This window comes from Sinimarinibacterium arenosum, assembly GCF_005047655.1.
Taxonomy (GTDB): domain Bacteria; phylum Pseudomonadota; class Gammaproteobacteria; order Nevskiales; family Nevskiaceae; genus Solimonas.
This window is the reverse complement of record NZ_SUKF01000009.1, coordinates 238,936-261,883: the sequence shown is the minus strand read 5'-3', so window position 1 is coordinate 261,883 and position 22,948 is coordinate 238,936. Positions and strand designations below refer to the sequence as shown.

At 64.9% G+C, this 22,948-nt stretch carries 39 protein-coding genes; all 39 read right to left on the bottom strand.

Annotated features, from left to right (window positions below; all coding sequences use genetic code 11):
- Nucleotides 1–284: 284 nt before the first annotated feature.
- The 39 genes from E4T66_RS18620 to E4T66_RS18430 all read right to left on the bottom strand — a co-directional run bounded on the left by E4T66_RS18620 (nucleotide 285) and on the right by E4T66_RS18430 (nucleotide 22,707).
- Nucleotides 285–716, bottom strand: a complete 432-nt coding sequence (locus E4T66_RS18620; RefSeq protein WP_136851101.1) for a hypothetical protein — start codon at nucleotides 714–716, stop codon at nucleotides 285–287.
- Nucleotides 717–787: 71 nt separating this feature from the next.
- Nucleotides 788–1,372 carry a hypothetical protein gene (locus E4T66_RS18615; protein WP_136851099.1) on the bottom strand — a complete coding sequence of 195 codons (585 nt, stop codon included), beginning with the start codon at nucleotides 1,370–1,372 and terminating at the stop codon, nucleotides 788–790.
- 366 nt (nucleotides 1,373–1,738) lie between these two features.
- Complete coding sequence (locus E4T66_RS18610; protein ID WP_136851097.1) at nucleotides 1,739–1,957, bottom strand: hypothetical protein; 219 nt, start codon at nucleotides 1,955–1,957, stop codon at nucleotides 1,739–1,741.
- Nucleotides 1,958–2,055: 98 nt separating this feature from the next.
- Nucleotides 2,056–2,511 (bottom strand): hypothetical protein, encoded by a 456-nt coding sequence (locus E4T66_RS18605; protein WP_136851095.1) that lies wholly within the window; start codon nucleotides 2,509–2,511, stop codon nucleotides 2,056–2,058.
- 62 nt (nucleotides 2,512–2,573) lie between these two features.
- On the bottom strand, nucleotides 2,574–2,888 hold the full coding sequence (locus E4T66_RS18600) for a hypothetical protein (protein WP_136851093.1): 315 nt from the start codon (nucleotides 2,886–2,888) through the stop codon (nucleotides 2,574–2,576).
- Nucleotides 2,885–3,235, bottom strand: a complete 351-nt coding sequence (locus tag E4T66_RS18595) for a hypothetical protein (protein WP_136851091.1) — start codon at nucleotides 3,233–3,235, stop codon at nucleotides 2,885–2,887. The genes E4T66_RS18600 and E4T66_RS18595 overlap by 4 nt, the downstream gene beginning before the upstream one ends.
- Nucleotides 3,236–3,301: 66 nt before the next feature.
- The gene (locus E4T66_RS18590; RefSeq protein ID WP_136851089.1) at nucleotides 3,302–3,982 is read right to left on the bottom strand and encodes an RES family NAD+ phosphorylase; all 681 of its coding nucleotides are present in this window, start codon (nucleotides 3,980–3,982) and stop codon (nucleotides 3,302–3,304) included.
- Nucleotides 3,983–3,987: 5 nt separating this feature from the next.
- Nucleotides 3,988–4,413 (bottom strand): MbcA/ParS/Xre antitoxin family protein, encoded by a 426-nt coding sequence (locus tag E4T66_RS18585; protein ID WP_136851087.1) that lies wholly within the window; start codon nucleotides 4,411–4,413, stop codon nucleotides 3,988–3,990.
- 602 nt (nucleotides 4,414–5,015) lie between these two features.
- On the bottom strand, nucleotides 5,016–5,465 hold the full coding sequence (locus E4T66_RS18580; protein WP_136851085.1) for a hypothetical protein: 450 nt from the start codon (nucleotides 5,463–5,465) through the stop codon (nucleotides 5,016–5,018).
- Nucleotides 5,466–5,500: 35 nt separating this feature from the next.
- Nucleotides 5,501–5,842 carry a hypothetical protein gene (locus E4T66_RS18575; protein WP_136851083.1) on the bottom strand — a complete coding sequence of 114 codons (342 nt, stop codon included), beginning with the start codon at nucleotides 5,840–5,842 and terminating at the stop codon, nucleotides 5,501–5,503.
- 146 nt (nucleotides 5,843–5,988) lie between these two features.
- On the bottom strand, nucleotides 5,989–6,423 hold the full coding sequence (locus E4T66_RS18570; protein WP_136851081.1) for a hypothetical protein: 435 nt from the start codon (nucleotides 6,421–6,423) through the stop codon (nucleotides 5,989–5,991).
- Complete coding sequence (locus tag E4T66_RS18565) at nucleotides 6,416–6,913, bottom strand: hypothetical protein (protein WP_136851079.1); 498 nt, start codon at nucleotides 6,911–6,913, stop codon at nucleotides 6,416–6,418. Before E4T66_RS18565 ends, E4T66_RS18570 begins: the two co-directional genes overlap by 8 nt.
- Before the next feature lie 186 nt (nucleotides 6,914–7,099).
- Nucleotides 7,100–7,279, bottom strand: a complete 180-nt coding sequence (locus E4T66_RS18560; RefSeq protein ID WP_136851077.1) for a hypothetical protein — start codon at nucleotides 7,277–7,279, stop codon at nucleotides 7,100–7,102.
- Nucleotides 7,280–7,331: 52 nt separating this feature from the next.
- Nucleotides 7,332–7,976 carry a hypothetical protein gene (locus E4T66_RS18555; RefSeq protein WP_136851075.1) on the bottom strand — a complete coding sequence of 215 codons (645 nt, stop codon included), beginning with the start codon at nucleotides 7,974–7,976 and terminating at the stop codon, nucleotides 7,332–7,334.
- Between the two features lie 28 nt (nucleotides 7,977–8,004).
- Entirely contained in the window at nucleotides 8,005–8,346 is a 342-nt protein-coding gene (locus E4T66_RS18550) for a hypothetical protein (RefSeq protein ID WP_136851073.1), read from the bottom strand.
- A gap of 256 nt (nucleotides 8,347–8,602) precedes the next feature.
- On the bottom strand, nucleotides 8,603–8,977 hold the full coding sequence (locus tag E4T66_RS18545) for a hypothetical protein (RefSeq protein ID WP_136851071.1): 375 nt from the start codon (nucleotides 8,975–8,977) through the stop codon (nucleotides 8,603–8,605).
- 94 nt (nucleotides 8,978–9,071) lie between these two features.
- Nucleotides 9,072–9,518: a hypothetical protein gene (locus E4T66_RS18540; RefSeq protein ID WP_136851069.1), complete on the bottom strand. Its 447-nt coding sequence runs from the start codon at nucleotides 9,516–9,518 to the stop codon at nucleotides 9,072–9,074.
- Nucleotides 9,519–9,593: 75 nt separating this feature from the next.
- Nucleotides 9,594–9,932, bottom strand: a complete 339-nt coding sequence (locus E4T66_RS18535) for a hypothetical protein (RefSeq protein WP_136851067.1) — start codon at nucleotides 9,930–9,932, stop codon at nucleotides 9,594–9,596.
- 32 nt (nucleotides 9,933–9,964) lie between these two features.
- Nucleotides 9,965–10,390: a hypothetical protein gene (locus tag E4T66_RS18530; protein WP_136851065.1), complete on the bottom strand. Its 426-nt coding sequence runs from the start codon at nucleotides 10,388–10,390 to the stop codon at nucleotides 9,965–9,967.
- Between the two features lie 133 nt (nucleotides 10,391–10,523).
- Nucleotides 10,524–11,420 carry a hypothetical protein gene (locus E4T66_RS18525; RefSeq protein ID WP_136851063.1) on the bottom strand — a complete coding sequence of 299 codons (897 nt, stop codon included), beginning with the start codon at nucleotides 11,418–11,420 and terminating at the stop codon, nucleotides 10,524–10,526.
- 126 nt (nucleotides 11,421–11,546) lie between these two features.
- On the bottom strand, nucleotides 11,547–11,795 hold the full coding sequence (locus tag E4T66_RS18520; protein WP_136851061.1) for a hypothetical protein: 249 nt from the start codon (nucleotides 11,793–11,795) through the stop codon (nucleotides 11,547–11,549).
- A 6-nt stretch (nucleotides 11,796–11,801) separates the two neighbouring features.
- Nucleotides 11,802–12,221 carry a hypothetical protein gene (locus E4T66_RS18515; protein WP_136851059.1) on the bottom strand — a complete coding sequence of 140 codons (420 nt, stop codon included), beginning with the start codon at nucleotides 12,219–12,221 and terminating at the stop codon, nucleotides 11,802–11,804.
- Between the two features lie 160 nt (nucleotides 12,222–12,381).
- A complete protein-coding gene (locus E4T66_RS18510) occupies nucleotides 12,382–12,618 on the bottom strand; it encodes a hypothetical protein (protein ID WP_136851057.1) in 237 nt (78 codons plus the stop codon).
- A 53-nt stretch (nucleotides 12,619–12,671) separates the two neighbouring features.
- Entirely contained in the window at nucleotides 12,672–12,884 is a 213-nt protein-coding gene (locus E4T66_RS18505; RefSeq protein WP_136851055.1) for a hypothetical protein, read from the bottom strand.
- Nucleotides 12,885–12,952: 68 nt separating this feature from the next.
- A complete protein-coding gene (locus E4T66_RS18500; RefSeq protein WP_136851054.1) occupies nucleotides 12,953–13,282 on the bottom strand; it encodes a hypothetical protein in 330 nt (109 codons plus the stop codon).
- A 32-nt stretch (nucleotides 13,283–13,314) separates the two neighbouring features.
- On the bottom strand, nucleotides 13,315–13,641 hold the full coding sequence (locus E4T66_RS18495) for a hypothetical protein (RefSeq protein WP_136851052.1): 327 nt from the start codon (nucleotides 13,639–13,641) through the stop codon (nucleotides 13,315–13,317).
- A complete protein-coding gene (locus E4T66_RS18490; protein ID WP_136851050.1) occupies nucleotides 13,638–14,171 on the bottom strand; it encodes a hypothetical protein in 534 nt (177 codons plus the stop codon). Before E4T66_RS18490 ends, E4T66_RS18495 begins: the two co-directional genes overlap by 4 nt.
- Nucleotides 14,172–14,188: 17 nt before the next feature.
- The gene (locus tag E4T66_RS18485; protein ID WP_136851048.1) at nucleotides 14,189–14,566 is read right to left on the bottom strand and encodes a hypothetical protein; all 378 of its coding nucleotides are present in this window, start codon (nucleotides 14,564–14,566) and stop codon (nucleotides 14,189–14,191) included.
- A complete protein-coding gene (locus tag E4T66_RS18480) occupies nucleotides 14,535–15,068 on the bottom strand; it encodes a hypothetical protein (RefSeq protein ID WP_136851046.1) in 534 nt (177 codons plus the stop codon). The genes E4T66_RS18485 and E4T66_RS18480 overlap by 32 nt, the downstream gene beginning before the upstream one ends.
- A 59-nt stretch (nucleotides 15,069–15,127) precedes the next feature.
- A complete protein-coding gene (locus tag E4T66_RS18475; RefSeq protein WP_136851044.1) occupies nucleotides 15,128–15,568 on the bottom strand; it encodes a hypothetical protein in 441 nt (146 codons plus the stop codon).
- A gap of 72 nt (nucleotides 15,569–15,640) precedes the next feature.
- A complete protein-coding gene (locus tag E4T66_RS18470) occupies nucleotides 15,641–15,898 on the bottom strand; it encodes a hypothetical protein (RefSeq protein ID WP_136851042.1) in 258 nt (85 codons plus the stop codon).
- 186 nt (nucleotides 15,899–16,084) lie between these two features.
- Nucleotides 16,085–16,354: a hypothetical protein gene (locus E4T66_RS18465; protein WP_136851040.1), complete on the bottom strand. Its 270-nt coding sequence runs from the start codon at nucleotides 16,352–16,354 to the stop codon at nucleotides 16,085–16,087.
- A 210-nt stretch (nucleotides 16,355–16,564) separates the two neighbouring features.
- Entirely contained in the window at nucleotides 16,565–17,047 is a 483-nt protein-coding gene (locus E4T66_RS18460; protein WP_136851038.1) for a hypothetical protein, read from the bottom strand.
- 65 nt (nucleotides 17,048–17,112) lie between these two features.
- Entirely contained in the window at nucleotides 17,113–17,598 is a 486-nt protein-coding gene (gene ssb, locus E4T66_RS18455; protein ID WP_136851036.1) for a single-stranded DNA-binding protein, read from the bottom strand.
- A 159-nt stretch (nucleotides 17,599–17,757) separates the two neighbouring features.
- Entirely contained in the window at nucleotides 17,758–18,546 is a 789-nt protein-coding gene (locus tag E4T66_RS18450; protein WP_136851034.1) for a ribonucleoside-diphosphate reductase, read from the bottom strand.
- Nucleotides 18,547–18,567: 21 nt separating this feature from the next.
- Complete coding sequence (locus E4T66_RS18445) at nucleotides 18,568–20,643, bottom strand: adenosylcobalamin-dependent ribonucleoside-diphosphate reductase (protein ID WP_136851032.1); 2,076 nt, start codon at nucleotides 20,641–20,643, stop codon at nucleotides 18,568–18,570.
- Between the two features lie 37 nt (nucleotides 20,644–20,680).
- Nucleotides 20,681–21,133, bottom strand: a complete 453-nt coding sequence (locus E4T66_RS18440) for a hypothetical protein (RefSeq protein WP_136851030.1) — start codon at nucleotides 21,131–21,133, stop codon at nucleotides 20,681–20,683.
- Between the two features lie 86 nt (nucleotides 21,134–21,219).
- On the bottom strand, nucleotides 21,220–21,651 hold the full coding sequence (locus tag E4T66_RS18435) for a hypothetical protein (RefSeq protein WP_136851028.1): 432 nt from the start codon (nucleotides 21,649–21,651) through the stop codon (nucleotides 21,220–21,222).
- A gap of 468 nt (nucleotides 21,652–22,119) precedes the next feature.
- Nucleotides 22,120–22,707 (bottom strand): hypothetical protein, encoded by a 588-nt coding sequence (locus E4T66_RS18430; protein ID WP_136851026.1) that lies wholly within the window; start codon nucleotides 22,705–22,707, stop codon nucleotides 22,120–22,122.
- Nucleotides 22,708–22,948: the final 241 nt, after the last annotated feature.

Below are 22,948 nucleotides of genomic sequence, written 5' to 3'. Positions count from 1 at the left end.
TGCGAAACATGCCCGGCAGGATACTGAGCCCCGCAGCGAAACCCAGGCTGTGGACAAGGAGTTGGGGCTGCGATCCAAGGGCCTGAGCGTATGACATATCAATCAGCGCGATGCCGAAGATGCCACAGCTCACAATGGCGGCGACTACCGCCAGATAGCCCACGTTCAGAGTGCGGCGCGGGCTGAAGTCAACGCGAAAACTCACCAGCGGTGGGACTGGGCTATTTGTGTTGGGCATGGTCATACTCGGCGGGAGGAATCAGTGCGCGTCCGGTCCTGCGAGTCTACGCGATCGCGGCCGGCGGGGGCACGCCAAAAACGGTGAAGGTGACGGTGCGGGCGCGAAGCGCTGCTCGCAGGGACTCCATATCGGCGAACTGGATCACGAAGGCGTTGGCGAGCTCTCCGGTTTCCTGGGCGTCTTCCATGCTGATACCCGCGACGATGACGTCGCCGGCGATCACGACGTTTCCGCTGAGGTTCTGGGCCACCGCGACGCCCGCCTTCGGCACGAAGTGGGTGCAGCCGAAATCCGGCCCAGTGATCAGCCCACCGGACAGTCCGGTGTCATCGCTGGCCTCAACATACACCGCAGCGGCGTCATGCCCAATCGCCTCACCGCGATCCGCATAGTCGACGCCGTCGCACGACATCCACGCGACACCGTACTCGTCCTGGTGATGCTTCCAGCGTTCACAGTCCCGACAGTGGCCCATGTGCCCTCTCCAAAGAAGCTGTTCGAAGTGATGTCTCAACCGTACCCGGCCACGCACGCCCCGCTTCCCGGTCAGTCCACGATCTGGTATCGCTCGGCGACAACGCATTTCGCCTGGGCGATCGCCTTGGCGTGGATCCGCTCATCTCCGTGCAGCTGCTCGGCCCTGTCGGTGGCGTCTCGACACGAGCGAAGGAGGCGTTCCTTCTCATCCGCACGACAGTGCCGGTACCGGATGGAGCCATACGTCAGATGCCGGCAATCCACCACGGCGACGGGAGGCACCAAGGGCGCCGGGGCTGCCGGCCGTGAGGCGGGTGCCGCAGCGCGCGGCGTTGCACGACGCTCTGCCGGCGGTACCACATTGATCGACGCATCCTGTCCGCCGGCGACGGCTTGCTCGTAGCGGCGACACGCAGTGTCGCGAGTGGATTTCACCGGCGCTGCCTGACGGGCTTCGGCCACGCACTCGGCGCGCAGCTGTGCAATGGGATCAATAACGCGAGCCCGGGACACCGGGACATCGAAGGGAACGGGCGTCGGGCTCGGAGTCTGGTCGGGAGGCGCCGCCGTCGCGGACAGCGCGCCCAGTGACAGCACAAAACCGAACACAGTCGCCGCTGCATGCTTGAGGGTGACAGGATGGCACGATGGCATGTAGGTCCTCCGCGTCCCATCAGGACGCATTCAATCAATCGACACTCCACTAGACGGCATGGATGCCCCCAAGCTGCCGCACTGATGGCGCGGAGCGTGCCAGTCGTCAACCGTCAGGCCGCCGCTCCACAACGCGGCTCGCATTGACAGTGGCCAAGGCCCTCGCCCGTCGCGAGGTAGTTGCGACTCAGCCGAAGCATTTCGTGGCGAAGGTACTTGCTCACCGGCACGCCATCGGACCAGGTCGGCTCGTCAGAAGACTCCAACCACGCCACGCGCTCTTGGTGGTGTGCGCGGTCCGCAGCGCGTTGATCATCGGCCATCTTTTTAGAAGCATTCATATTCCGCTCCGAAGTCGTTGTTTGCTCATGGCCGCACGTCCTGGTGCTCGCCTTCGATCATCGCGATGCAGAACAGATCCTCGGGGGCCTTGATGAGCGAATCGCCATCCGGATCGCACAGCTGCGCCCGAGCGTCGGCAAGCGCTTCCTCGGGAGTGTCGCCTCTACCGTCGCCCATCCATGTGTCCTGGCCGTAGTTGTCGGTCACGTAGTCCGGGTACAGCAGAATGACGGTGTAGATCATTGTTCGTTCCTCATGGTGTGACGCCGTGAGTCCACACCCTACGCAGCGGGAGGCGCCCCGCACGCAGATGACTCGCGCGCTCAGAAACCGACACGGCGTTACGGGAGCCTGCGGCCCGTGAAACTGCGCCACCGGCGAATCGTCTTAACTTGGGTCCACGTGGTGCGTGAATCTGCTGTCTTCTCCATCATCGGAAAACAGGCCAGGTGCATTTCGAACTCGCCGCGAGAGCGGGGTTTCTGTTTCTGCTCCGTGTCCCAAATGGTCCACTCAAAGCCCCCGAACAATTCCCCCCGAAGGAAGGGCTTGCCGCACCACTCACACATGCCGCCAGCAGTTATCGGACGCCATGATCTGCGCGTGGTACCGCCCGGATCGGGCAAGCCGCCGTCTGCCATCGTGGTTTCTGCATCGGCCAGCGACATTACGCGCACCTGCGGAAAGACCTTTTGGAGCGCTGCGAAGTTCAGACGGGTGATGGAGCCGACCTTCGTTCTGGCTTTAACGATGTCGATAACGTCATTGGACGAAGGGTCAAAAAAACACTGTGTCATGACGGCAGCCCTGCAACTTGAGGTGAAGACCTGACCTTATGTAGGCCCAGCGCGGCCCGCACTCAGATGTCTCGCGCGCTCAGAATCCGGCACGCGGGGATCACGCTATCGCATCGCGACTCGAAGGAGTGCAACGAGGTGTCGAGCGGCAGGCCACTGACATCGAGCACGAGCAAGGTCAACGGCTCGTCCGGGAACTCATCGCCAAGCCAACCCATAAGGGCATCCTCGACGGCGTCCGGGTCGGAGAACAGGAACACGGACGCCTGGCTTTCGCGCGCGGCCCGCGAGCGCGCGCCGATTGAAGGCAGCAGCCCGTGCGTCCGGATGCTGGGGAGTTGGGCACTGGGGGTGACGTGGTAGTGGATGGCCTTCACGCGGCAAGCTCGTCGGCACCGAGCAGAGGCCACACGCGGTCCATGTCACGCGGGGCGACATAGACAAACTCCGTCGCAGACCAGATCAGCACCGCGCAGCGCACCCCACCGAACGTCGACAGGGTGAAACTCACGTAGGGGTCGTTGCGCAGCGTGAGCCCGCAGCGGGCATACCCAAGCCGTTCGTGAAGCTCCGCGATCGCGGCCGCGCCGACTTTGCGCGCGAAGGTGCGATAGCCGATGTCACGGCCTATGGCGATGCACTCCTCCAGCGCCTCAAGCGACGCTGCGGTGGTGCAGCCAACGCAAGAGGTCACGAAGGCGGACAGCTTCTCTGGGGCGGGCATTACGGCATCCGGTGTGTGCGGGATGGCTTCACCCTATGCGGCGATTCCCGCCCCGCCCGACTCCGCTCAGCCGAGCCGGATCGCATCACCGACCGGATAGACCTCGGTCACGGACTCGCCGTCGAACACGTACTGAAAGCTAGCCGACTGAATCACCCCGGTAATCGCCGGAGGCCGCAGCAGCGCCGCGCAGAGTCCGCCCGGCATGCGCACGGACGGGTAGACCAGCCCCCATGACCGCTGCGCCCGGAGCGACGCACCAATGCGCTGGCTCGCGCTGTAGTCATCGGGCGCGAGTGCGCCGGGTTCGAGCCGCCGGCCGCGCCCATCGTGCAACGGCTTGGCCAGCGTGCCCGCGTACTGGCGCATCTCGATGCGTGTCACTCCCTCGCCGGTGGTGCGCAGGAAGCGCGCCCGGTGGTACGCAGTTTCACGAATCGCGACCTCAGAGCTGTCGGCGCAGTAGTACACCCCGTAGCTGCCGTCCGAGAAGCGGGAGCCGCCCGGCGCCGGGTGCGTAAAGGCCGCCATGATCGCGGTCGCGCCCGGACCCGTAAGCCAATCCTCGGGGTCAACAAGCGACAACGCGCCGATATCCTCGCGCAGTCGCTCGTTGGTCCGCGCCTCGATCATGAACAGCAGTTCAAGTTCAGCCGCCGACGCGAGGTCATCGAATACGCCGACCGGGGGGAACCGTGACGGGATGATCCGGTAGGCCGTGGCAAACGGCGGGGCGATGACACGCATGGCGCTCACCAGCCGCGCCAGCCGTCGAGATAGACCCGCACGTAGCGCAGATCATCCATCCGCCCGTCAAGCATGCGCTGCAGCGCACTGCGCCCATCGAAGCCGGGGCCGGTGTTGGGCTTCTTCACCCACGCATCCGCCTGAGCTTTGTCCGGGAACAGAATGCGCAGCGCCTTGAAGATGCCCAGCAGGTAGCTCACGCGGTCCAGCGTGTCCGGCCCGAAAGCAGCTTGAATCGCGCCGTTGTGCGCAAGCTGGCTCTTCCAGCGCGCGACTGTCGAGCGCCCAACGCCACCGAGCAAAACGGACAGCTGATCGTCCGTAAGTCCCCACTGGGACGCAATGTTCAGCGCCGCCCTGAACCCGACATCGGTTTCACGCAGCGCTGTGTTTCCGCCAGTCGGGGTGCCACGTTGTGCGGGCGAAGCCATGAAATGCTCCATCTGTCCTATCCGAGATAGACTATATCAGATGAGACACTACAGAGCCAGGCGCGCCCCGCGAGGCGCCCGGACCGCAACGGGGCTGCTCTAGCTTTTGGCGCTCGGCCCGGGAGGCGTGAGAACGCCCCCCGCCCCGGCGTCTGGAGCGCCTTCCAGATCGCCCGCCAGTGCTCTCGCATCTAGGCTATCGTTATGCAGCCTGCGCGGTCTTTGATGTCCAGTTGCATGTGCAAACTCCTCTTTGGCGGGCAGTCGCCTACAGTTGACGGTTTCCGCTTCCGCCTATCGGGTTGTGTTGGCGTGACCCTCGTCGTTGGGTTCTTCACGTAGCAAACGCAAATGCACGGTGTGTGCCTTGCCGAAACTCGTTGTGCTGCCATAGTTCCGCACTGTTTGGTCCTCAAATGGGCACGTCGCCTCACAGCACACGAACAGGCCCCCGTGACGGGGTCGCTGATTGCGCCGGCCATGCTTATCTTTCCGCAGTCCCCGAAGCAGTGCATATCGGCTGCGTTCTTCTGTTTCGGGGCGAGCACTGCAATAGCCCATACTTCGGTCGGTTCGTTGTCCACCGATCAGCCTCCGACTCGTCAAAAAGGCGGCCCCATGTCCGACGGTTCCTCTGTCCGCGATCCGCCAACCTGCGCGCGAGGGCTTCCCTGTGCCAGCCTGGCTCGCAGTAGGCCGCACATGTGCAGGGCACTGGTGCAGCGCGGGCAGAAATCGCAAGGATCGTCCCCTTCGGTCCACGTGCAGACGTCAAGCGGGTCGTCGTGGCCCCCAGTGGCCGGAGCGCCGCTCTGCCTGGTGAAATCCACTGGCATACCGTTGACCGAATACACGCTGCGAGGGCTGTAGTCGGCGATCCCGGATTTTGAGACGATCCAGTGGCCCGCGAAATGCGAGAACGTGATCACTCGTTTCGTGCCGGGGCACTTTGTCACGCCCACGCGATCGCCAGACTTCAGAACAGCCTTCGCGGTCTGCTCGGCGATCCTGCTCAGTCGGTAGTTTTGGGCCTTCTGTTCGTCAGTAAGCATGAATTACGGCTCCATCTGTTGTTCGGCACCGCCGGTCAGCCTTGGCTGTCGTCCGGGGCACCACTAGGCGCTCCACGCGACGCACCTGCGGTGCGCGCTTGAGCCGAAGCGTTAGAGCGCTTACGAATGGCTGCCGCTGTTTCTCGCCGCAAGGTGTCGTACAGACTTCCTGGCACCCATTGCCGGTCGTCGCGGTGCTCGGTGAAGCCCTCTGCCGATTGCGCGCACGCTTCACGCTCCTTATCAGCAACGAGTTCGGCAAAGCGAACGAGCGTTTCCAAATCTGCACCGTGCCACATGGTTGGGAGCCCATCGCCGGTAAGCAATTTCCCAAATCCTGCCGCGCTTGCAAGCGCGATTACATCCTTCCGATCCATGCCTTTCTCCCTGAAAGCTCTGACTCGACCCTACACTTTCAGGACCGGCCCGCTGCAGCTCGGAGTCTTGCCGTGCGCGCGCCCTCGCGCTGCAGTGCGACCGCGACGATCTCTGCGGCGCACGCACCGGCAGAAAGCGACTGCGGTTACCGGCGCGGAGTTCTCGCCCGTGCGTGCACGGCCCACTGCGCATAGTCCTCCTCGGACATTCCAAGGCACTCGCGCAGCGACAGCGCGCCCCCACCATAGGCGTGCCACAACTCGGTCACCATTTCGCGGAGGCGGTCGATTTCAGAGGCGTCTGCCCGCGCCCCCATTGCCCCCGTGTGCGAGTTCCACGCTGCCGCAGCCGTAGCTGCATCACGCCCGGCAATCTGGATGACACTTTGTGGCTGTCCGTCCTTACGAGGGCACCAGTGCATCACCCGGGCGCTGAGCACCACCGAGCGCATCCCGGTCCAATGGGTTTTTTCTTCGAGCTGCGTCTCGCCGGCACCGCACCACGGACACGGCGCCAAGCTGGCGCTCAGAGCGGCAAGGACCGCAGGATCGCTCTTCGGGGTGCTGGCGGTGTCAGACATTGGAGGCTTCGCCGGGTGAGGGCGTATGCGTGGGCGTTACGGCAGTCGGATCGGGACGCAGGCCCTGGAAGGCCAAGGCGTCGCAGACGGCCTGAGCGACGTCGGCGGACTGCAGCGCACTGGTGATGTCGTCGATGCACCCCAGCGCCGCCGACGCGTCGCTCTCGCGGCGCACCTGCCGCGCACGGGCGCGGAGCTGTGCGGAAGCGCGTTCAAGTTGGTCGGCGACGGTTTCAACGCGCACGGCCGCGGAGCGCGCTGCAGCGGCGGCGCGACGCAAGCGCGCTGCGCTGTGTCGCGGGCGAAATTGCGCGGCGCCCAGGATGCCGCCGGCGGCAATGCCGATGAGAATCGCGCTGGGGTTCAGCCGCCCGAAAATCAGGAGGGAGATACCAACGGTTATTGCTGAACCGGCAGCGACCGCCGCCCAGTAGGAGGGCTTCCGGATATGGGGAAAGGTCAATCCAATGCGCGCAAGTGCTCTGGTCATGTGATATCTCCGAGGCGGTTTGCCGAAGACCCCACCGTACCCGCAGTGGCGCGCCCCGTTGTGCAAACAGGGCTCGCGGTCTGGGTCATCTCTATAGACGCTCGCGATGGTCACGCCGCCCACCGTTAAGTTCGAAGCGCGGGGGATGCAGGCATGAGAACTCTCCGAAACAGTTTGCAGGCAACCCTAGTGTTTGGCGTCGTAGAAGCCGCCCCAGAGCAGCAGGCCGGCGAGAATCCCGTACTTGAGGAGGACTGCGAGGATCTCTGGGACAACGCTTGTTTCCCTGTCTTCGTACGCGAGTCGCTTGATCGCGACTGCGGTCAGCGCAAGCAGGTAGAACGTCACGAGGTTCTGCGGTGTCATGTTTCTCTCCTACAGGGGTGCATCACTATAGACGGCCGCGCCCCGCCAGCCGTCAGCCGCAGAACAGGTCGCGCTGCTTTTCGGTCGCGCCCGGAGGCGGAACCGGTGTCGACGGGATCACTTTGCACCCCAGCTTTGTCGCTTTGGCCGTCAGTGCTCGACGCGCGCCGATGAAGTCCTGCCACCCCTCCTGGCGCAGCCGCTTTTCATAGGCGCGGTCGATGGCATAGCGAATCCCGGTCGCATCGGTCGTGGTCTCGAACGCCAGTTTGCCGCGATGCAGCCGCAGCGTGATCTTCAGTGCATCAATCGCCGTGATGACGCAGCCGGTGTTGCGTTTGAAATCGTTGTTGAACACCAGCGACCCGAGCTGGTCGCCCACCTGAGGTTTCAGTTCCTCGTGGTTCTCGACCAGACGCCGGTGATTGCGTTGCGCATTCAGATAGTTGCAGGCGTAGTAGACCTCCATCCCGAACGCGCCGTGCTCGACGTGCGAGTCGCGTGTCTGCAGCGCAAGGTCGAAGTTAAGCGCCTTGGCAGCGCAGGCGACCACGTCGTCGGTGTAGTGCAGGCCGGTTTGCTGGGCCAGCGCCACCGCGTCGATGACCAGCCACTGGCGGGCGTTCGGGCGGTAGTCGGGATGCGAGCAGCCGTGCCATTCGGCGTAGGTGTCCTTCGTCGGCAGTGCATAGGCCATGACAGATCTCCGTGGTTGAGCCTTCACCCTACGCAGCCTGGCGCGCCCCACCAGCGGCCGCATCCGGGCGCAGGTCGGTGATGGCAAGCGACATTGCACGGTGACGCCGCCACGCCTTCTGCGCGCGGATTGCTTCGCGGGCGTAGTAGACCTCGTGCGACAACGTGACACGGTCATAGGCGCCGTCAGCGTCGAGCCGCAGCGACGCGATCACTGCCTCGCGCAGGTGGGCCACGTAGTGCAGACCTGACGCCAACGCCGAACGCACCGCGCCGAGAATGACCGCCTGACGCGGCGACGGCGTGAAGGTTTCGCTCCTGTAGTCCGCCCAGTCGTCAGAGACGGGACACAGCGGCGGTGTGTAGGTCATGCCTGCGCTCCATGGGTGAATGGCTTCACCCTACGCCCCGCGCAGCGCCCCGCACCCAACCACCGCATGCAGCCCGATGGATCGACAATCTGAACGCCACGCGCAGCGCTTCCGGACCCGACCCGCTCGATGCTCCGCGCAGTCACCTTCGTACGGCAGTCTTCACCCTGTGCAGCCAGGCGCACCAATCACGACGAAAAGCCGTGCGGCTGGGAGTCCCGGTGGCGACGGCGCGCGCGGCATACCGCCCTTGCGGCTACTGACTGCCATCAGCCGACGCCCAAAGCCGCCACGCTTCATCCAACACGACCATTTGGGGGCCACCGAAGCCACAGAAGATGCGCTTCATGACACGCGTCATCTGGTCTTTGTACCAACCATACGGGTAGACGTCGTGCAGGCCGAATCTCAGCCCGTCCGGCGCCTGCGGCCCGGCCATGATCCTTGCCACCTCAGCATCCAGCGCGGCCCCGCGATATCCGTAGTGGCGCAAGCGGTTCCGCAAACGCTGCTGTGGGAATCGGGGGTGCTCGCGGTCTTCTGGGAACACCACAAGCTCGACGGTCCGGGTCCCGTATTTGCGGCACTCGCGCATGGCAGCGCCGATGGATTTGTGCATGTCAGTCGTCACGTCATTTCCCCGATTTGGGTAGAGCCACTGCTGCTACTTTCAAGATGCGAAATGTCATGTCGTTTTCTCGACTGCCGCTCCGCGCCCAGGGCGATCATTCTAAGCACCGCATGGCATTGGAATTTAAGCGCCCCGTTAGCCACTGGCGCAAAGCCACTACATCTTCGCGGAATAGCGCGATGTTCTCCTTCCACTCATCCAGCTTGCCTTGCCTCGGATGATTGACAATTTCAGGTGGCGCAGTTTTGCCGTACACGCTGAGTGCTGAGTCTATGTGGGTCAACTCAAACCTGGAGAACGCGTTTTCGTAGAGAACCTCATCAGTCGGCGTTAAGTTGTTGCGGCGATCAAAGTCAGCCGCGATCAAATAGACGATCTTTCTCCGAATCTCTAAATCGTGGCCGGAAAACGGCGATCTCAACAGATCCCATTCAGTCTTGGACATGTCTGCAGGCTGATTGCGGCCGAACTCCTCCAGCGCTCGCAGCGCCAGTATCAAGAAGCTAGGAGAGATGGCTGCGGATACCCAGCGTGTTGGCATCGGAAGCTCCAGAACAGAAGTCGGTGTGGTGCGTGCGTAGACGCAAGAATGTGCCCCGCGCGCTCGTCCAGAAAGTCAGGCAGACGGTTCAAAGTCGCGCCGCCACAGCCGCACCGCTCCGCGAGGCGTCCACGTGGCCGGGGACCCGGCAGTCTGGTCCCGCATCATCGGGTAGCACTCAAGGTGGATCAGCTGCTCCCCGTGCGCCGGGGGTTCCCGGTCCGTCGCAGGCATCGCCCAGCGATAGCGGCCCACCCGCTCCCCGCGTCGCAAGGCCTCCCCGCACCAGCCGCAGGCGCATCCGGTCGCCATGGCGCGGTGCGAGTTCAGGAACCGCCAAAGGTTCAGAATGAACGTACGCGCCAGCGTCAGGAAGGAGTCGGACCGCGCGAAGGTTGGGCTCAAGGTGTTCATGGGGGCTCCTGGTCGGAATCAGACGTGAATGTTCAGGCGGTCGCGGTCGCGGTCGCGCCAGCCGCTGCCGTCGCCTTGGCGATCAGCGCCGCGTGCGCGGTGCCGGCGATGTCGCGCCACGTCCAGCAGGATCCATCCGGCAACCGCACGTAGACGCACGTCACCGGGCCTCGGTAGTGCTCGGTCATCTGGAACGACATGCCGCCCTTCGTGCACCAGTGCTTCGGCGGCAGCGCGCACAGCGCCGTTTCCAATTCGCGTAGCGTCGTCGGAGCCGGCGTGGTCACGTCGCGCGCCGCGATGGCAGCGTGGACTTCCGACGCCGGCAGCAGCTGCACCTCGCGATAGGACGTACGGAGTCCGTCAAGGTCGAGTCCGGTCATCTCACCGACGGACGCGCCGTCCAGAGCGATGTCAACCACTTCGTTGGACTCGGGATCGTAGAAAAACTGCGGCATGGGTGCTGTCCTGTGGTGCGGGCTATGAGTTCACCCTACGCAGCGCGGCACGCCCCGCTTGTTCTCCGGGAGCCTGCGGCTGAGTAGGTGTCGCACCTCCGGGGCGACAAAGCGCCCCGGAGGTCCTCGTCGATCACGCCGGGGGAGCGGAACGCATCAGCACGCGCACCTGGGCGCGCACCTGCACCTCAAGGTCCGCCTTGAATTCCTCGGGGGTGTACGCGCGAGGCCGGGCCTCGCGGCTCGCGAACGTCGCGCGCTCCATCGCAAGGGCGTGGGGTTGCCGCGAAGCCTCCTCCACCAAGGCGGCCGCCCACGCCCAGTCGTCGCCGAGTTGCGGCAACATCCGGTTGTGCTCAAAGCAGCCGGGATCGTCGCGCCAGATGCGAAATGCGGCTGCGACCACGTCCTGCGCCTCAATCGTTACCGTCGACCCGATCCCCACCATGCGATCGCCCACCTTCAGGACGGGGAGGGCCAACGCGCGCCCCACCGGGCGGCCGGTGCCGAACATGGCCCGCATCAGGTCCTGCGCCTTGCTCTCAGGCACCGGACGCTTGATGCCGGTGCCCGTGGTCAGGTCGATGTACGCGCCCGCCGCAGGCGCGTCACCGCCCGGGAGGAACGCCGCGAGTACGATGAACCACGCGTGATTGGGCCGGTCGGACTCAAGCGGAGCGCGACGGACGAAGACCTCGCACTGTTCGGGCTCCCCTGTCAGCTGCCACGCCGGCGTATACAGCAGCGGGTCGAAATGCCATCCGAGCGAGGTGGGCGAACAGAACTTGCCATTGCTGTGCGGACCAAACAGGTCTTGGGCACTCGGGAGCGCGCGACCGGCGCGGGGGTCGGTGTCAAGGCTGAGGGCGGCGCCGGTGGGCGAAAGCGTAAAGCGAGCCGGATACAGGCGTTCCGGTACGATCTGCGAGGGTAGTTCGAGCAAGCCGGTGAACCACGATCGCGGCTGCGGGCTGCGTTCGGTGTCATTGACGCAAACGTAGAGGGTTCCAGTCGGTGCAAAGTGCGGCATGGGTGCTGTCCGGGGTGAGTGGAGACCTCACCCTACGGACCGGAACCGCGCCCCGCGCCCTAAGTGACTAGCTTTGCACAACCGGGCGTTCCGACGGGACGCGGAGCGCGCGCAGCCTCGTCGCCCTCACACCTTGCTGCAGCCGGCGGCAGCGAGGGCCGCCTCCGCCTTGCGCTGGTCGACTGAGCGAGTGACGCCAGCGTTAACCTGCACAAGCAGGCCAGTGGCGGAGACACGCCCGAGCGCCCCGGCGTCGCCGCCGCCTCGACGGATCGTGCCGAGCCATGTGATATCCGAGCGGCGCAGGTCGCCCGGCAGCAGGTACAGCTGCCAGCCTCCGAGCGTGACCGTGATACGGCGTGCGGAGTTATTCATGGCAGTTCAATCCCTCCATGGGTTGTACCCCTCGCCGCCCTCGTTCATCGCCAAGTCGTATTCACGCTCTTTGCGTGCCCGTTCGGCGCCGGTGACATCGGGACGATAGCGTCGTTGCCCTGCGGTTGCGCACTCAGCTTCGAAGCGTTCACGCTCAGCGGCCGCAATCAGATGCTGGCAGCGCACTTGCTCTTGGGCGAGAGCCTCCCAAAACGCCGTGACGTCGCGGCGCACATCATCCGGCACGGGGTCACCGCCAAACCCGTGAGCCCACGGGTAGCGCATTTGAAAGATCGGGCGGTTGGCCTGGGTGTCCTTGAGCCAGTCACTCTCCCCGTGCCACCACGTATAGCGACCATCCGAAGAACGGGCTTCAGCCGGTGCGCCGTTATTCAGGCGCGCCGTGACGACAAGAGCTGAGGGCATGCGAAACTCCTAGAGTTACCTCTCATTGCCGGGAGGTGCCGGGCGGGAGGACATCTCCCATCGGTTGCAGTCTAACCCTATAGGCGGCGCGCGCGACCCCGCAGACCCACCGCCCTGCCGTCAAGGACGAGAGAGCCCGCAAGTGCCCCGCGGCAAGTGACTAGCTCCGCAGCACCGGGGATTCCGACGTCGACCCGGGAGGCGCCGAATAGCGCGCGCGCAGCCGCCACGCCAGCGCCCCGAGAGCCGCCGCACACTCGTTGTAGGCCGTCTGCCGCGAGACCCCCAGTTCGGCCGCGATTTCGTCCAGCGAGCACACCGTCTCCAGCGACTTGCCGAGTTGCACGCCGAGCTTGACCCGCTGGGTCCACGTGGGCTCGGAGGATGTCAGGTTCATACAGGGATTCCGTCGAAAGAGGGGGTAGGGGAATGCAGGTCGCGACCTCGGGGCTACCAGTCCAGTGCCCGGCCCGCCGCAAGCAGTCGTTCCAGATGCGTCGGTGCCGGCACCGCGTTCGCGTTGTGGTCGCAGCTGCGACACGGCTCCGCGCGGTCGCTGCCGTGCCGGTGGCGGCAGACGTTGCAGGGGAACGCCAGCTGAGCGGCCGACGCCTCATCCACCTCGAAATGGTCGCGTGCGACGCGGTATTGTTCGAGAGACACACGCTTCTCCTCATGTAGGCGCCGGGGGCTATCCCGGCAATAGACACCGAAGTTGCACCCTGAGCGCCTCAGCGGCCCCCGAGCGGTCCGACGCGCACGGTCCACGAGTCGACAATCAGGGCCTCGGCCTCCGTGAGGAAGCCGGCGACCTGTTCCGCGACCTGTTGAGCGTTCGCGTCTTCTGGAAGGAGCAGCGGCCGTCCGCCCAGCACGTTCAGGCCTTCGCTGCTGAAGTCGCCGCGCACGCTGCGGGTTCCGAGCATGAGCAGGGACGCGGCCTTGTCGCCAACCACGGTCGCGAAGTGCTTCGTCGCGAAGGTCGCACCCGCCCGGACCGTCCAGCCGGCGTGCTCAAGGATCGAGGTGACAAGGGCGCTGTGGTGTTCAAGGACGTGCATGGAAGTCTCCGGTGTCACTCCACCGTACCGACCTACGCGCGCCCCGCCCCGATCAATTTTTGCATCGGCAACGCTTCTCCGAGCGCAACCTCGGCCAATCCGAGCTCGTAGCCGATCCGCACTGCGCTCAAGTCGTAGCGGGCCCAGTACGTCGCCGGCAGCGCCTGGACACGCGCACGGAACCGCTCGGACGGGACAGCGAGCACGGCATCAAGCATCGGGTCGTTGCTGTAGCGCGGTGCGTCGAGCCGCGTGAACCGCGCGGCCATCTGCTGCAGGGCCTCGGCCGCCTCACGGCGCAGGGCGGCGGAGTCCTCCACCGCATCAGACAGCAGGCGCGACACAAGATCGTTGTTCATTGGGGCTCTCCCATCGAGGTCATGTTCGGTAACGGTTGTCGGGACGCGACGTGCTTCTCCCACATCGCATAGGCAGCTTCAGCCGAAGCGAAGCGGCAGTGCGCCAGAAACACTGCATCCCGGCGGCTCGGCATCGGTTCGTGAACGAACACCCCCTCGGTCGACAGACAGTGTCCCGCCTGACGCACCGCCCAGGTCGCAGCGGAACTCCGCCCCGCGCAGCGTTCGAGCGACACCCCACCCGGAAGCGCATACGTCACAGGGGTTGCCAGTAGCATCGGCGCGAGCGCCTGCCGGCCAGCCGTGGTGTCCGGCGCCAGCCATGCGCCAAGGTCGATCTGCGTGGGTTCGCGCAGCATGTCGCAGTGCGCGTCCCAGATGCCCGGAACACTGACGGTCATCCGCACGTCGGACCCGCACTCGGAATGGCCGTCGTAGTGATCCTTCGCGTCAAGTTCCGCGTTGTACCGCGCCAGCAGCGCCAGCAACTCCGCCCGAAACGCCGCCGCCACGTCCTGTTCCGTTTGCATTCCCGCCTCCGGGGGTCTTAGCCGAACAGCGCGCGGGAGTCCCACGCGGCGACGTCGTTGTTGGCAAGGAAGATCTCCCGCCCGAACTGCGTGCGTGCGAGCGCCTCGGTTGCCGGCAGCGTCTCGGCCGTGACCCACGCCGTCTGCAGCCCCTGCGCCTGCAGCGTCTCGCCAGCAGGGACAAAGGCGGGATCGCGTGTCAGCCGCATCGACTTCAGGGCCGTAGCAATGTTGTCGGTGCCGACCAGACCCACCAACGCCTCGTAGGGGCACTGGTAGCGCGCCACCTGCCCGGTCAGCCGCCACGTCACATCGACGACGGCGCGGCCCGGCTGAAAGTCCAGGCGACTCACGGACTGCGATTCAGCGGGCGCGAAGGAAAGGAGGAATTTCATGATCGTCTGCGGCGTGTCGGTGAGATTCCACCCTACCGCTGGGGGACTGCCCCGCGAGCCGCGTGCGCCCACCGCCGTCCGGTCGTGCGGGCGTGACGCCCAGCGTTGCCAGTTCATCGGCCACCGATTGCGCAGCCCCTCCGATCCGGAGCGCCGCGACCACCACTCCGACGGTGCCGACCGCCTCGGCGATGCTCTGGCGCTTGCGCATGCTCTCCGATCGGCGTCGGAGTTCGACCGCCGCCACCTCCAGCCGCGCGGCCAGCGTGTCCACCCGACGTGCGGCGCGCTCGACGCACTCACGCGAGCCCGACGTCGCACGCCGACGACGGCGCCGGCGAGGCTTGAGCGCAAACGCCCCGGCGACGACGCCACCCCCGCCGACGCTTCCGAGTCCCACCATCGCGACCCACTCCCCGAAGGTTGTCGGAGCGCCACTGGCAAGAGCAAGCGCAGCACCAACGGCACCAGCGCCAAGCAGCAGGGAGTGAATGGGGGCCATGGAGACCTCAGCGTAGGGCGGCAATGGCCTTTAGACGGCACGCGCCGCCAGTCACGTGGTCAGTGCCGCAGGATCTCCACGGAGCGGAACGGCGCCCCGGTAACAGAGTCGCCGAAGCGATCGCGCGTGTTCCGCATTTCAAGGTGGCACGGCAGCCAGCCCGTCGAGCGGCCGACGCGGAAGGTGCGCGTCTCGCCGTGTGCGTCCACTACGCGAACGGTTGCGCCTTCCAGCCCCACCAGCTGCGGCGTGAGGTCAGCCGGGCATCGGGTGCGCGTCGCCGACGCGTGCGCTTGCCCACGGTCAAGGAGCGTCATGCACGCCGCGTAGTGTTCGGGGGTCCCCAGCGCGTCCGAGTCGGGAGCGGTCGTGCCGATCCACTGCGCGACTGCGCATGCTTTCGCGTGCAGCACTTCGAAGCCGTAGCACGAAACACCGCCGACCGAACGCATGACGTACAGGCGCTGATCGATGTTGATCTTGGAGAGATGGGCGCTCATGGGAACTCCGGGCTGACTGCGAATGAAGGGGGTACATCACCAAGCTATGCGGCGGCACACGCCCCGCCAGCGTCAGTAGGCGACCTGTCGGTATTCGCCACGGGACACCAGCGCGTGGCCGTCAGCCTTGCGAATCTTTCCTTCGCGTTCGAACGGCAGTTCCCCATGCTCGCTCTCCGTGTGGACGATGATGCTTGTCATCGTCAGGCAGTCGGCGCGCACTTCGTCAAGGGTGGCCGTGATCGGCAGCCAGGTCGACGCGACGTCGCGGCCGTCGAGCAACAGGTAGTGCGCACAATGTGTGGGTGGTGTGGCGTCGGTGGCGTGCATGGAACTCTCCGTGGGCGATGTCTCCACCCTATGCGGCAAAGTCCGCCCCGCTCGCCAAGTGACTAAGTCGCCGCCCCGAAGCGTCGGCACCGCAGAGAGTCAGGGCGGTACAGTCGAGGACGGGGCGCCGCGCGCTTCGGCGGGGGCTGCGTGGCGGACCGCAACCACGTGCCCCGCAGCAGACTGTTACTCGGGGACGGCGAGCGCAGTCCCGTCCAAACCCCAGATTCGACCGTTGTAGGAGATGCGCGCGACCAGCTCAGGCCCCTGATAGACCTCGCCACCCGCCCAGTTCCCGCTGCCCAAGTTGTTTCGGGTGATGTAGCTGCGAACCGCCCGCGATGCGTCGGCCAGCGTTTCCACGCTTTTGGCGGAGCATCCGTCCTCCGGCGGCCCGTCCCAGTATCCCCCCGGGATATCCGGGTTCGGTGCGTGTGCGAGAGAGACCTGCAACATGGGGTGCTCCTGTGCGTGGTGTCTGAGCTTCAACTCTACCCACCGGCAGGGGCCCCGCTCAGCGCCGCGAGTCGTGTCCCTACAGTCGCCCTGAGAGTTGGACAAACCCAACGACGACGAAGAGCAGCAGGCCAGCACACCCAAGTCCAAGGGCGGCCCACCCCGCGATCGACTGCCAGCGCGGCGCCGCCGGTGGCGTGGGAGCAGCGCTCATTGGCCATCCATCCGGTCCGGCCGCCACTCTGCGATACAGCAGTCGCTGTAGTTCAGGCCATCGCGCAGCCAGTAGTCCTCCGGCGTGCGCGTCGCGAGAACCTCACCGGTGGGCACGCAGACGATCCGGTCCGGCAGGACGTCCACGGGACCGACGACGGTGACCGATGTCGCATCCAGCGTCAGATCGGGATTCTCCTCGTTCATGGAGTAGAACGTGGCAGCCATCGACTCGCCCGGGTTGCCGAGGCGCAGCGCGGTTGCGTCGCCAACCTCAGCGAACCCCGACAGAAACGAGTCGTCCTCTGGCGAGACGGCGATGCTCTCCGGGCCGAGAACGAAGTCATGGCAGGCGCCATACGTCTGCACATAGACGTAGGTCACTTGCGCGTAGGCGCGCTCACCGGTGAGCGTTGCCGTAGCGAGAACGTCCTCGTTGCGCATCGCGCGGAACGTCAGTTGAGCGTCATGGTTCAGCATTGGGGCATTCCGTGTGGAAGAGCCTTCACCCTACGCAGCGACCTCGCGCCCCGTGCCGTAGGCGCTCACCACTCCTTGTGGTGACGCTTCGAAAATGGAATATCGTCCGCGGGGAACCCGCCCCCCGGCTCCGCAGAGCCGTCGTCCGCCGGCGCCGGCGCGGCAGGCGTGGTGGCACTGCCGGAGCGTGCGGCGTCAGGACGCGACTCGCCACCGCGGCCATCGAGCATCTGCATGTCGTTGACCATGATTTCAGTGGTGTAGCGCTCGACCCCATCCTTCTCCCACTTGCGCGTACGCAGCGAGCCCTCGACGTAGACCTTGGCGCCCTTTTTCAGGTACTGCCCGGCAATCTCCGCGAGCTTGCGCGTGAATACGACGTTGTGCCATTCCGTGCGCTCTTTCTTCTCGCCGGACTGCTTGTCGGTCCAGCTGTCGGAGGTCGCCACCGTGACGTTGCACACCGCGTCGCCATTGGGGAAATAGCGGACCTCGGGATCCTTGCCAAGATTCCCGAGCAAAATGACTTTATTCACGCCTCTGCTTGCCATGTCTGCAATATCCTTCTAATTGTCAACATTTTAGAGTGGGACAGCGGATAGCCACCTATCCACAACACTCTGGGTAACACCTTGAGTTTGAGAGTCAGAACGCGACGCCAGGTGCGACGCGTCCGGGGGTTCGGGACAGTGGGAATCGGGCGGGGACCGTCATGTGCATTTCGAGTAACTGCAGGATGTGCACGTGGGACAACCGTCCAGCAAAATCATGTCACCCTGACAATTCGGGTCCGGGCAGGTGCCGACGACGGGGCGCCCTTGGGCCATCTGGTGCGCAGCTGCGGGTGCGGCATCCAGACGCGACACTGAGGGGGCCGCAATCACCAGCGGCGACGGTGAGTCATACGCCAGTGCGTCGCGGTAGGCGCGGACCCGCTCAAAGTGCGCCACCATTTCATCCAGCGGGCGCTCTTCGAAGTTCTCGTCCAGATAGCGCCGCTTGCGCAGTTCGTTCTGGATCGCCCACGCGATCGCCGCGACCTCCGACTCGTGCGTCAGCGTCTTGCCGGCTGCGTTCTTGCCGTACCAGATCGGCCCACGATCCCACGTCACCTTGCGCAGGTCAGCCAGCGCCTTGGCTGCAAACCCGCCACGCGCGGCCAGCGACAGCGTGCGCATGGTTGCCGACACCCACTGGTGTTCGGTTGACGACTGGTTCGCAGGGACAAAGAACTCCAGCGGACGTTCGATGCACACCTCGCGGCCGTTGCTGCGACCACAGACGCGCCCGTATCCGATCACGACGTAGATCGCTCGCGGACCGGCGCTCGTCGTCAGCTCCAGCTTGAGCGTGGTCGATTCCCAACTACCGCCCTCGCGCTTGTCGATGCGCAGGGAACGCGGATCGACATCCGGCAGCGTCGGGGCCGCCGGCTCTTCTTTAACGACTGCGAAGCCGACGATCTTGCGGTCAATGGAAATAATGTCTTGAGTGCCCATGGTCAGCCTCGCTTACGTGCCTTAGTGCTTGCCGTACTGCCCTTCCTTGAGGGCTTCATACAGATTGCCGATGGTTGTTTCGGCGTTGTCGTACCGTACTTTCTGCGAGGCCGCCCCACGAATGGTGCTGCCGTCATCCAGCTTGAATTCGATCACCGTCGCGTCCAGATCTTTCTTTTCCACCAGCACGCCCATGTGGACCTCGGGATTGAAGCGGAACGTGGTGCAACCTTTGAGGCCGCTGTCAATCGCCAGCTGATAGAGACCCTGGAACTCCGCGAACGGCATGTCGGTGTCGCAGTTGGTGGTCTTGCTGATCGCGCTATCAATCCACCGCTGCGCTGCCGCCTGCACCGCGATGTGCTCTGCCGGCGTAACGTTCTTCGCAGACGCTTCGAACAGCTCCGGCAGGTTGTCGGGGTCGACGTTTGCGTCGACCAGCTTGCGATAGGCCAACAGCTCGTAAGACTCCATGCGAATCGCCCGCTTGGTCTTTTCGCCCTCGACGATCATGTTGCGGATGTAGGAGTGCGCGAAGCTCGGCTCGATGCCGTTGCTCGCGTTGTTGCCCACCGATGCGGCCATGGTGCCGGTCGGAGCGATCGACGTCGCATGGGTGAAGCGAGAGCCGTGCTCTGCAAGCTCTGCGACCAGCTCAGGGTCAGCCTGCGCGATCTGCTGCATGTATACGGAATACTTCGCATGCAACACGCGGCCCGGCAAGGTGTCGCCGGCCTTGTAGCCGTCCGCAGCCAGCTCGGGACGTTGGCGCAGCATCTTCGGGGTAATGACGAAGTTCTCCGTCAGGATCGGAGCCGCACCCTTTTCCTTGGCCAGCGCCAGCCCAGCGCGCCAGTTGTTGAGTGCCAGCTCGCGGGTGACGTCATTCGTGAACGCCACAGACTCGGGGGAGCCGTAGCGGATGCCCATCATCGTCAGCGCCGACCCCAAGCCCAGATACCCCATGCCATGCCGACGCTTGCTCTGAATCTCACGGCGCTGGCCTTCAAGCGGCAGCCCGTTGATTTCGACGACGTTGTCCAGCATGCGGGCGAAAATGAAAACGACTTTCGCGAACGTTTCGTAATCGAAGCGCGCTTCGGGGGTGAACGGGTTCTGGACCAGAGCCGCAAGGTTAACGGACCCCAGCAAGCAGCTGCCCTCAGGGGGGAGAAACTGTTCGGCGCAGGGATTGGTCGCGCGAAGGTTTTCCGCGAACCACAGCGGGTTCATGCGGTTCGCTTCGTCCAACAGCAGATAGCCGGGGTCGCTGAACTCGTAGGTCGAGCCTTCAATCAGGTTGCGCAGATCACGAGCCGACACGCGACGGTAAACCCGGCACGCCACCTCGCCCAGCGCGTTTACACGATACTCAGGCTCAATGACCGGCCAGTCGCGCCACACGATGTCGGATTCCGACTCGCCCGGAAGCAACGGGAACACCAGCGGCCAGTCGTCGCCCGCGTTGGCAGCGTCGATGAATGCGCGGGTGACATTGACCGAGAGATTGAACGCCCGTAGCCGGCCATTCTCGCGCTTGGCCTTGATGAAGTCCTCAATGTCGGGATGTGACACTTCCAGCACGCCCATCTGAGCGCCACGGCGGCCACCGGCACTCGACACCGTTTTGCACATGGCATCGAACATGTCCATGAACGGCAGGATGCCGCTCGTGCTCGCACCGGCACCGGCTACACGAGCGCCACGCGGTCGGATCGTCGTAAAGTCATACCCGATACCCGAGCCCCCTTTGAGGGTAATAGCGGCGTGCGACAGTGCCTCCATGATGCCGCCCATCGAATCGCGGATGGTTTGCGACACCGTGCAGTTGATCGTAGAGGTCGCAGGGCGAAACGCCCCGGCACCTGCGTTGGCCATCACACGCCCACCGGGGAAAGCGTACTGGAGCGCCCACTCGAAGGAGGCTAAATGGGCGTCAGGATCAGACTCCGGTGCGGCCAGCGCGGCGGCGACGCGCTTGCGCAGGTCAGCGACGCTGGACTCTTTGCCAACGTAATACTTCGTTTTGGCGATCAGGTCCGATGCCTCCTGCATCGGGATCAGATCAGCCAGGCGGGTCGAAGGGCGCTGCTTCATCGTTCTGCTCCGTGGAATTGCGTGGTATGTGACTACCCTATGCCGCTTCGAGAGCCCCGCACTCACGAGTGACAAAGACCTGTGGGAATAGACGGCACGGACTACCGCCGACGACCAATCCACCGATCGCCTCATAGGTGCGCGCAAGGCGATAGAACTCGCGCAGGCGGGACTCGCCGCCTACCCCACCGCCAAACGCGGCGATGATGGGCGCCGTCTCGCCGCGCGAGCGTCCCTGCGGATCAAGGACAAACTCCGGCTCAAAGCTCGATTCGGGGCGCCCGTTGACGTACACCACCAGCCGCCCATTGGGGGCCGACAGGCGACGGAACAATTCAATCTCCACCGGGGACCAAAGCAGCGCGCCCAACGCGCGCCGAACACTGCGCCGGGTGCGGTCGAGTGCCAGATCAACCTCAACCATGCAGCGTGCTACTTGCTCGGAGGCAGGGTCAAACGCTGTGCGGGCTGCCGCTTCCGCCTTCGTCATCGCGTATTCCATGGGGTGTCAAACATCCGATTGGGTGGGCCTGTAACCACCCTATGCAGCGGATATGCGCCCCACGACTTGGGGTGCTACGCCGCCTCGCGAATCCATGCGTCGTCGAAGTCCGACTCCAGCGGGCCGCTCCAGTCCATCCACTCCGGCGGGAGCGCATCGGCCGCCGCAGCAATGTGTGCGACGGGTGCTGCGAGGGTCGCGACGTACTGCGCGCGCGCCGCGTCATCTGCGGCTTGCTGAGCGGCGGTAGCCTCCTGAGCGCGCCGCATCGTCTCGGGGACCTGCTCCGGTAGCCACTGCGCCTGCACCGCGTAGGTAATCGCGGGAATGTCCTCGCCATCGGTCTGGGGGATCGCGATCGGGACTCCACCCGCGGGCGCGTCGTAGTCGATCACCTGGACTTCAAGCGCCACCGGGGCGCCGGCTTGGTCATAACCAACCGCATGGACGACACCGCCCGACAGTGCGATCACGAGGCGAAGCGGCTGGACGGATTTCCGGGACATTTGAGGCTCGGTGCGAGGTACAGGCCCACCCTACCGACGGCAGCGTCCCCCGCAATGCCACGCGAGACGCGCCGGACCGTCGCCAGTCGGAGCGTGACGCGCGATGGCGATCAAAGTCACACCGCGACGTCGCGATATGCACTGCATGCGCCGAAGGCGCGGAAGCCCCCGCAGGGGGCGGAAACCCGGCACCGCCCGAGCAAGGCGCCGGATGTTGGCCGGTCCAGCGGCGCCCGGCCGACCGTGACCTGTCTCCTCGGAAAACCGCTGTAGGAACGCAACCGGGAACAGTGAGAAATGTGAGGAAAGACGTGTGGGGCCAGATGTGAAGTCACCGGTCGGATCGGCACGCGCAAGTGAAGCATTGTCAGGATCTGACCCCCATCCCGTACGGAAGCGTCCCCATTACATGGGGCGAGCGAAGCGAGAGCGTACGGGAGGGATGGGGGTCAGATCCCCCACGCGAGATCACAAGGCCGTTGTGTCGGGCTTCAGGTTCTCCGCCACCGCGATGGTCTCCGGTGCAGCATCACCAGGAGTAGCGGCAGGGCGTGGCTTGGGTGATGCCTTTCGAGGAGCAGCCACTGCGACCGCGGGCGAGGGCGCCTCCGGAGCGGCGGTCGGGGTCGCTACCGTCGGGGCGGTTCCGCCATTGGGCCGTTCGGGAGGGGTCCGGTGCGCAGATTGCGAGGATGCGCCACGAGGAGGAGCGCCCGGACCCTTCGGGCGTTGTCCCGCATGGGCGGGGCGCGTGCGAGGCCGGAAGCTGGCGTGGGCGACCTTGGCGATGGACGGGACCTTCTTCAAGGTCCGGATCATGTCGTCAATCGAGGTCGAGACCCCCATGGCGGAGCGCTGCAGCTGCTGATGCTCCTCAAGCCCAAGCTCGCCCCGCTGGAACGCGCGGTCCTGTGCCACCATCCAACGATCCAGGGCTTTCAGTTTGTGGGCCAGAACGCCGGTAATTGGGCTCCCGATAATGATTGTTGTCTCATCCTTGCTCGAGATCGCAGCCGTAGCGGCGGGGGTGGTCCGGTTCTGTTGAAACTCACTCATCTTCATCTCCGCTGTTATCGGTGGTGGGGGCCGCGCGCCCCTTCAGGGCGGCTCCCTGTTCCTTTAGACGCTCCAGAAGCCCGTTGTCCCCTGAGTGGAAGCCAGGGATCTTTGATGTCACGGACACACAGCTGGCGTGAGCGCGTTCGCAGCGCCGTAAGTTTTCGAGCGCAAAGGCGTGTTCGCCCGGGAATAGTTGGCGGACAACGGTCACCGAGAAGAACTTGCACCCCATGTACAC